This window comes from Collinsella sp. SGI.178 (assembly GCF_050313495.1).
GTDB lineage: Bacteria > Actinomycetota > Coriobacteriia > Coriobacteriales > Coriobacteriaceae > Collinsella.
This window is the reverse complement of the sequence record NZ_JBNPLM010000025.1, coordinates 24,713-32,533: the sequence shown is the minus strand read 5'-3', so window position 1 is coordinate 32,533 and position 7,821 is coordinate 24,713. Positions and strand designations below refer to the sequence as shown.

General features: G+C 59.5%; 5 protein-coding genes. All 5 read right to left on the bottom strand.

Features of this window, described 5'->3' with window-relative positions; genetic code table 11:
• Positions 1-352: 352 nt before the first annotated feature.
• The 5 genes from ACQRAQ_RS07480 to arcA (ACQRAQ_RS07460) all read right to left on the bottom strand — a co-directional run bounded on the left by ACQRAQ_RS07480 (position 353) and on the right by arcA (ACQRAQ_RS07460) (position 7,528).
• Positions 353-1,840 (bottom strand): YfcC family protein, encoded by a 1,488-nt coding sequence (locus tag ACQRAQ_RS07480; RefSeq protein WP_370450555.1) that lies wholly within the window; start codon positions 1,838-1,840, stop codon positions 353-355.
• Between the two features lie 138 nt (positions 1,841-1,978).
• A complete protein-coding gene (gene argF / locus ACQRAQ_RS07475; RefSeq protein WP_154515223.1) occupies positions 1,979-2,974 on the bottom strand; it encodes an ornithine carbamoyltransferase in 996 nt (331 codons plus the stop codon).
• 104 nt (positions 2,975-3,078) lie between these two features.
• Positions 3,079-4,320 (bottom strand): arginine deiminase, encoded by a 1,242-nt coding sequence (gene arcA, locus ACQRAQ_RS07470; RefSeq protein WP_427719159.1) that lies wholly within the window; start codon positions 4,318-4,320, stop codon positions 3,079-3,081.
• A gap of 580 nt (positions 4,321-4,900) precedes the next feature.
• Entirely contained in the window at positions 4,901-6,025 is a 1,125-nt protein-coding gene (locus ACQRAQ_RS07465) for an aminotransferase (protein WP_427794431.1), read from the bottom strand.
• Between the two features lie 261 nt (positions 6,026-6,286).
• Entirely contained in the window at positions 6,287-7,528 is a 1,242-nt protein-coding gene (gene arcA / locus ACQRAQ_RS07460; RefSeq protein ID WP_427719159.1) for an arginine deiminase, read from the bottom strand.
• Positions 7,529-7,821 lie beyond the last annotated feature (293 nt).

Here is a 7,821-nt window from a genome sequence, read left to right as displayed (position 1 = left end):
AAATTAGCTGCCCCAAACGCACTTCCCCTGCACCAACAATGGCAACATCGCAGGTTGAGCATAAGTCAGCGAAAGCCCGCCAGAGCGGGCAAGGTGACGTGAAAGAGGAGGGCATAGGCCTTTTGGCCATGCCCGACGATTGAACGTCAGATTGCCGCTCTGGCGGGCTTGCAGCGTCGGCCGGTTCCGGCGTTTGGTAAAACGCCGGAACATAAGAGCGCCCCCTCCCGCGCACGGAACGGGAGGGGGCTAAAGGTAGGAGTCTACCGGTGGGTTGACCCCACCGGACAGACGATGACCAAGTGATCCTCTACAGGATCGTCAAGGTTTCCGTGGGGCACCCGTTGGGTACTTAGATCAACACGCAGGCGACGGTCAGGATGATGGCGCAGACGACGGAGAGAACGACGATGAGCTTAAGGGCAAACTTGAGCCAGGTCGTCCACTCGATCTTGGCCAGGGCGAGACCGCCCATGATGGCACCGGAGGTCGGGGTGAACAGGTTCACGACACCGATGGCGGCGGAGAAGATCATGACCATGACCTCGGGCGAGAAGCCGAGCTTAACAGCCAGCGGTCCCATGATGGGCATGGAGACGGTAGCCATACCAGAGGTCGAGGGGATCAGGAAGGACAGGCCGAAGTAGACCAGGAAGCTCATGGGAGCGAAGATCACGCCGGACAGACCAGCCAGGGCACTGGCGGCAGCGTCGAGGACGTAGACGTCGAGACCGGTGTTGGCCATGAGGACGGAGATGCCACGGGCGAGGGCGATGACGAGAACAACGGACATCATGTCGGCAGCGCCGGTGATGAAGGTGTTAACGATCTGCTTCTCGGACAGGCCACCGATGATACCGATCAGGATAGCCATGAGGAAGAACCAGGTGGAAGCCTCGTCGAAGTACCACTGGCCAATGGGCAGGCCGGTGATCAGGGCAGACCAGCCCTGGACGACGGTGTTACCGTCGGCATCGTAGACAGCGCCAGCGTCAAAGAAGTTGGCGACGCCCTCGTTGAGGTCGGCCAGCGGAATGAAGCCGACGATCATGACGACGAAGGTGAAGGCAAAGGCGATCAGAACACCCTTCTGACGACCGGTGAGCTTGACCTCCTTGTTAACCTCGGAAGCAGCCTTGCCGTGAGCCTCTTCGGCGTCCTTGAGCTCCTGCATCGAAAGGATGGTGGAACCCTTGTCAGCCTTGACCTTCTTGGCATAGCCCATGACGAAGAAGATGGAAATGGCCGTGGTAACAATCCACAGGACGGCACCGAGGCCGATGATGATGGACTGGTTGACCTCAATGCCAACGCCGGTCAGAGCGTCGACGGCAGCGCCGACGGCGAACGGGTTAACCGTGGAGCCCAGGCAGCCGCAGCCAGCGCCGAGCAGGACGGTAGCAGCGCCGACCATGGGGTCGAAGCCGGCAGCCATCATGGTAGCGGCGAGCAGGGCGTAGAAGGGAACGGTCTCCTCGCACATACCATAGGTGGTACCACCGAGGGAGAAGATGAGCATAAGGACAGGAACGAGCATGATCTCGTTGCCCTTAAGCTTCTGCACCAGAACGGCAATGCCGTTGTCCAGGGCGCCGGTCTCGGTCATCATACCGAGGAAGCCGCCCAAGATCATAACGAAGAGGCAGACGGGCAGAGCGTCAGCGAAGCCCAGAATCGGGGCGGTGCAGAAATCGCTCAGGCGGGCTGCAGTAACAGCGCCGCCGGACGTGCCGGAGACGATAACGGTAATCACTGCAACAATTGCCAGCAGAGCTAGAAGAATGGTGAACGATGAAGGCATACCGCGCTTTTTCTTTGCGGTCTCAGTCATGGTTCTCATCCCCCCTTCATAAATCATTTAACTTTCTCGCGCGAAGCGGATCTTCCGTGCCGTGCCCACCGCCCGACGCAAGATATTTACCAGACAAACCGCTCGGGGTGTGCAGCAATACACCCCGAGCGAAATGCTTAAAGGCTCTTACTTGAGCGTTGCGTACATGACAGCCTTGATGGTGTGCATGCGGTTCTCGGCCTCGTCGAAAACCTTGGAAGCGGGGCTCTCGAAGACCTCGTCGGTGACCTCCTGCTCGGTAATGCCGAACTGCTCGCACTTCTCGGCGCCAATGGTGGTGTTAGTGTCGTGGAAGCTGGGCAGGCAGTGCAGGAAGATGGCACCCGGGTTGGCCATAGCCATGACCTCGGAGGTGACACGATACGGGGTGAGCTGAGCGATGCGCTCGGCCCAGACCTCGTCAGGCTCGCCCATGGAGACCCACACGTCGGTGTAGATAACGTCGGCACCGGTGACGCCGTCCTTGACGTCGGTGGTCAGCTTGATGGTGCAGTCGTTAGCCTCGGCGATGGGCTTGCAGGCCTCGATGACGTCGTCAGCGGGCATGCACTCCTCGGGGCCACAGGCCACGAAATTCATGCCAAGCTTGGAGCAGACAACCATGAGGGAGCGAGCAACGTTGTTCTTGCAGTCGCCCATGAAGACGAGGGTCTTGCCCTTGATGTCGTAGTTGAAGTTCTCCTGGACGGTCAGGATGTCGGCGAGCATCTGGGTGGGATGCCACTCAGTGGTCAGGCCGTTCCAAACGGGCACGCCGGACTTAGCGGCGAGCTCCTCGACGTCGTCCTGGGCAAAGCCACGGAACTCGATGCCGTCATACATGCGGCCGAGAACGCGGGCGGTGTCCTCGATAGACTCCTTCTTGCCCATCTGCGACGAACCCGGATCGAGGTAGGTGACGCCCATGCCCAGATCCATGCCGCCGACCTCGAAGGCGCAGCGGGTACGAGTGGAGGTCTTCTGGAAGAGCAGAACGATGTTCTTGCCCTCGAGATAGCGATGCGGAACGCCGGCGCGCTTCATGTCCTTGAAGTTCTTGGAGAGCTTGAGCAGGTACTCGATCTCCTCGGTGGTGAGGTCGAGGAGCTTGAGGAAGCTACGGCCGGAGAGGTTAACACCCATGGTTCGTTTCCTTTCGAAAAATGAATTACGCAAGTATTCGTGTTGCCCGTTTGACGGGCAAAACCGGTGCGGTTGTAGGGGGACCGCACCGGAAACGGAAAGACTTAGAGGTCCTCGCGCCAGAAGGGCATGCTCATGCAGCGCGGGCCGCCACGGCCGCGGGAGAGCTCGGCGGAGGGCACGACGAGAAGGTCCAGGCCCTCCTTGTACAGCACGTCGTTGGTGACGGTGTTGCGGGCGTAGACGCAGATCTTGCCGGGCTCGACGCACAGGGTGTTGGAGCCGTCGTTCCACTGCTCGCGGGAGGCCGCGATCGGGTCGCCGCCGCCGCAGGGGATCAGCTTGACCTGGTCGACGCCGGTGGCGTCCTCCAGGACGTGCTCGAGGGTGTCCTCGATCAGGCGGATGTTCACGTCGCCCGGGTTCTTGCCGGCGGTCAGCTCGTAGACGCGCAGGGTGCCCATGATGGCGGGGTGGATCGTGAACTTATCGACGTCGATCTGGGTGAAGACCGTGTCGAGGTGCATGAAGGCGCGCGAGACCGGGATGTCGAAGGCCAGGATGCGCTCGACCTTGGAGTCGGAGTTCCAGAAGATGTTCTGGGCCATGACGTCGATAGCGGCGGCCTGGGTGCGCTGGGAGATGCCGACGGCGAGGGTCTTCTCGTTGATGTTCAGCACGTCGCCGCCCTCGGTGTGGAACTGGCAGTCGCGGCGGAAGTACAGGGAGACGTCCTTGTAGTCGGGGTGGTACTTGAAGACGTACTTGCCGTACAGGGTCTCGCGGTTGCGGGTGACCGAGTACATGCGGTTGAGGTTGACGCCCTCGCCGACGACCGCGAACGGGTCGCGGGTGAAGTAGAGGTTGGGCATCGGGTCGATGATCAGGTCGGACTCGGACTCGGAGTTGACCAGGGAGTCGAGGGTCGTGGAGGCCGTGAGGGGCATCTCGATCTCGGCCTTGGTCATGCCGGCCATGGTCTTCTTGACGAACTCGAGGTTGTCCTCGATGGAGTCCAGCTTCTCGCGGACGATCTGCGGCATGTGCTTCCCGCGGATGCCGGCCTCGGCGATGTACTGGTCGGTGAACTCGGCGCGGGCGCCGGGGACCTGGTCGAACACCTCGGCGACGAGGTTCTCGAGGTAGAGCACCTCGACGCCCTGGTCCCTCAGGATCTGGGCGAAGGTGTCGTGCTCCTGCTGCGCGACCTCCAGGAACGGGACGTCGTCGAACAGGAGCCGCTCGAGCTCGTCGGGCGGCAGGTTGAGGAGCTCGTCGCCGGGACGGTGCAGGCAGACCTTCCTGAGCTTGCCGATCTCGGAAGGCACGTGCAGACCTTTCGTCATGGCCTCCTACCTTTCTTTCGGGCCCTTGTCAGGGCCGATTCGTTAGCGCCCCTCCGTGTGAGGCGTTATTGCTGACGACATATTTATATCCAAAATCAACCCATACTTCCACCTTGCCCCCGAACGGTTTTTTATAGGGGGTGAACGGCATACACATATACTTCACGCATGGCACACTTTGATTTAATAAAGTTTATTTACGTGCTTAAACGCGTTTTCAATCCAAAAATCAAATGGAACTAAACTTTGTTAAACCACCCTCAGATTGCATATTTCGTGCAACGATATGAATAGAATTCGCTATTCTTGCTGTCTCTCAACCATTTTAATTTTTATTCATAAAAAAGTTTGACCTATTCATTTTTAGCAAACAGATTACCGTTTACCAGACGTTGGATACCGTTCACCGGAAGCTCAGTATAAGGCCCGTCGAATACCCGATCGATTTTGCGTCCCCATTTGTAACAACTTGACTTTTCCGGCGGCAAAGACATGCAGACCCGCTCCCCAAAAGGGAGCGGGTCTGCATTCGGTACACCTAGGGCCAAGTAAGGTTTAGTCCTTCGAGGGCCTCAAGGGATTAGCGATCGAACTCGGCCAGAGCCTCGCCCAGAAGCCTCAGGCCCTCGCGAAGAACATTTTCGCTCGCGCAGTAGCCCAGGCGTGCGCCGCAGGGAAGCTCAAAACGGCTGCCGGGCACCAGCAGCACTCCCCTCTCGGACAACAGGCGCTTGCAGAACTCCTCGTCGTCCTCGGGAATATCAAGCTGGATAAACGAGGTAGACACGCCCTGCGGGGCCGTCCAGGAAACGCGATGTTGCGTATCGATCCAAGCCTGCGCGATATCGCGATTGCCAGACACGATCTTGCGGTTGCGCTCGAGAATCTTGTCCTTGTGCTCAAGCACATAGGTCGCCAGGGCATCGTTGAACACGCCGCCGCAGATCATGGTGTAATCGCGATAGGTACGGATGCGATTGGACACCTCTTCGTCGGCCACGACCCAACCCACGCGGGCTGCAGGCGTCGAATAGGTCTTAGACACCGAGTTGGTGACAATGGCCTTCTCATACACGTCGACCATCGACATAAAGGACTCGGTGTTCTCGAGCGGCAGATACACCTCGTCACACAGCACGTAGGCGCCCACCGAACGGGCGATCTCGGCAATCTGACCGAGCGTATCGGCATCAAGCACCGTACCGATGGGGTTCGATGCGTTATTGATGCAGATGAGTTTCGTGTTGGGGCGAACCAGGCGCTTGAGTTCCTCGATATCGGGCTTCCAGCCGAGCTCCTCGCGAAGCTCCCAATACTCGACCTCGGCGCCCAGTGTACGCGGGATCTCGTAGAGCGGCGCATAGGTAGGCCACTCGGCAATCACGTGGTCGCCGGGCTCGACAACGGCCATGATGGCGTTGAGGTTGGCACCCGTGCAGCCATTGGTCTGCAAAATGTGATCGGGATTGACCTCGCGACGATAGAGCTTGGCGACCTCGGCCTTAAACTCCGGTGAACCCTCGATCCAGCCGTAGTTCATCTTCTCGCGATCCAGGCGCTCATAGAACGTAGCGCCGTCCTGCTCGTCGAGCGCGCGCAGCTCGCCCATGGTAAGCGAGGAGATCGTCGACTGGGCGATATCCCACGTGGCTCTCTTCTCCCAAACGTTGAGCCACTCCTCAACGCCGATTGTCTTGATATCCATGGTTAGGCTCCAATCGCTAGAACACGGGGATGATGCCGTCGAAGGTCATGGGAATGGAGATGATGCCCAAAAGGCAAAGAAGCCGACACCGTTGGGGGGTATCAACGTGACTGCCCCTGGTCATATGGGCCGCCTTATCTGATGTTAATTAAGCTTCATTAAACAAGAATGGGGCGGTGCGAAAACCCGCACCGCCCCAATGGGAGACATCTAATGGCAGCTAGATGTTTGTATTAAGACACGTACGGGTCTTTGGAAACCTTAGAGGTCCTCGCGCCAGAAGGGCATGCTCATGCAGCGCGGGCCGCCACGGCCGCGGGAGAGCTCGGCGGAGGGCACGACGAGAAGGTCCAGGCCCTCCTTGTACAGCACGTCGTTGGTGACGGTGTTGCGGGCGTAGACGCAGATCTTGCCGGGCTCGACGCACAGGGTGTTGGAGCCGTCGTTCCACTGCTCGCGGGAGGCCGCGATCGGGTCGCCGCCGCCGCAGGGGATCAGCTTGACCTGGTCGACGCCGGTGGCGTCCTCCAGGACGTGCTCGAGGGTGTCCTCGATCAGGCGGATGTTCACGTCGCCCGGGTTCTTGCCGGCGGTCAGCTCGTAGACGCGCAGGGTGCCCATGATGGCGGGGTGGATCGTGAACTTATCGACGTCGATCTGGGTGAAGACCGTGTCGAGGTGCATGAAGGCGCGCGAGACCGGGATGTCGAAGGCCAGGATGCGCTCGACCTTGGAGTCGGAGTTCCAGAAGATGTTCTGGGCCATGACGTCGATAGCGGCGGCCTGGGTGCGCTGGGAGATGCCGACGGCGAGGGTCTTCTCGTTGATGTTCAGCACGTCGCCGCCCTCGGTGTGGAACTGGCAGTCGCGGCGGAAGTACAGGGAGACGTCCTTGTAGTCGGGGTGGTACTTGAAGACGTACTTGCCGTACAGGGTCTCGCGGTTGCGGGTGACCGAGTACATGCGGTTGAGGTTGACGCCCTCGCCGACGACCGCGAACGGGTCGCGGGTGAAGTAGAGGTTGGGCATCGGGTCGATGATCAGGTCGGACTCGGACTCGGAGTTGACCAGGGAGTCGAGGGTCGTGGAGGCCGTGAGGGGCATCTCGATCTCGGCCTTGGTCATGCCGGCCATGGTCTTCTTGACGAACTCGAGGTTGTCCTCGATGGAGTCCAGCTTCTCGCGGACGATCTGCGGCATGTGCTTCCCGCGGATGCCGGCCTCGGCGATGTACTGGTCGGTGAACTCGGCGCGGGCGCCGGGGACCTGGTCGAACACCTCGGCGACGAGGTTCTCGAGGTAGAGCACCTCGACGCCCTGGTCCCTCAGGATCTGGGCGAAGGTGTCGTGCTCCTGCTGCGCGACCTCCAGGAACGGGACGTCGTCGAACAGGAGCCGCTCGAGCTCGTCGGGCGGCAGGTTGAGGAGCTCGTCGCCGGGACGGTGCAGGCAGACCTTCCTGAGCTTGCCGATCTCGGAAGGCACGTGCAGACCTTTCGTCATGGCCTCCTACCTTTCTTTCGGGCCTTACTGGCCGAATGTATCAGCGCCCCTCCGTATGGAGCGCTGCTTGCTGACAGCTCTAGTTATATCCAATTTCCACCCGCAATTCCACCTCGCCCCCGAACGGTCAACAAAGTACGATGAACGGTATATCGCATATGATTTCCCATGATGCACTTCAGTTTCGTAAAGCAGATTTTCCTAGGTAAACGTTATTTTTCTAGGAAATCAAGATTGAACACTCAAAGTTATCCATGATTCAAAATTGCATATAGAAAACGGTTTTCTGCATA

What these genes read in the sequence shown, in the direction of transcription:
- argF (WP_154515223.1), bottom strand. Translation starts at nt 2,974, where the DNA reads ATGGGTGTTAACCTCTCCGGCCGTAGCTTCCTCAAGCTCCTCGACCTC.
- ACQRAQ_RS07480 (WP_370450555.1), bottom strand. Translation starts at nt 1,840, where the DNA reads ATGAGAACCATGACTGAGACCGCAAAGAAAAAGCGCGGTATGCCTTCA.
- ACQRAQ_RS07465 (WP_427794431.1), bottom strand. Translation starts at nt 6,025, where the DNA reads ATGGATATCAAGACAATCGGCGTTGAGGAGTGGCTCAACGTTTGGGAG.
- arcA (WP_427719159.1), bottom strand. Translation starts at nt 7,528, where the DNA reads ATGACGAAAGGTCTGCACGTGCCTTCCGAGATCGGCAAGCTCAGGAAG.
- arcA (WP_427719159.1), bottom strand. Translation starts at nt 4,320, where the DNA reads ATGACGAAAGGTCTGCACGTGCCTTCCGAGATCGGCAAGCTCAGGAAG.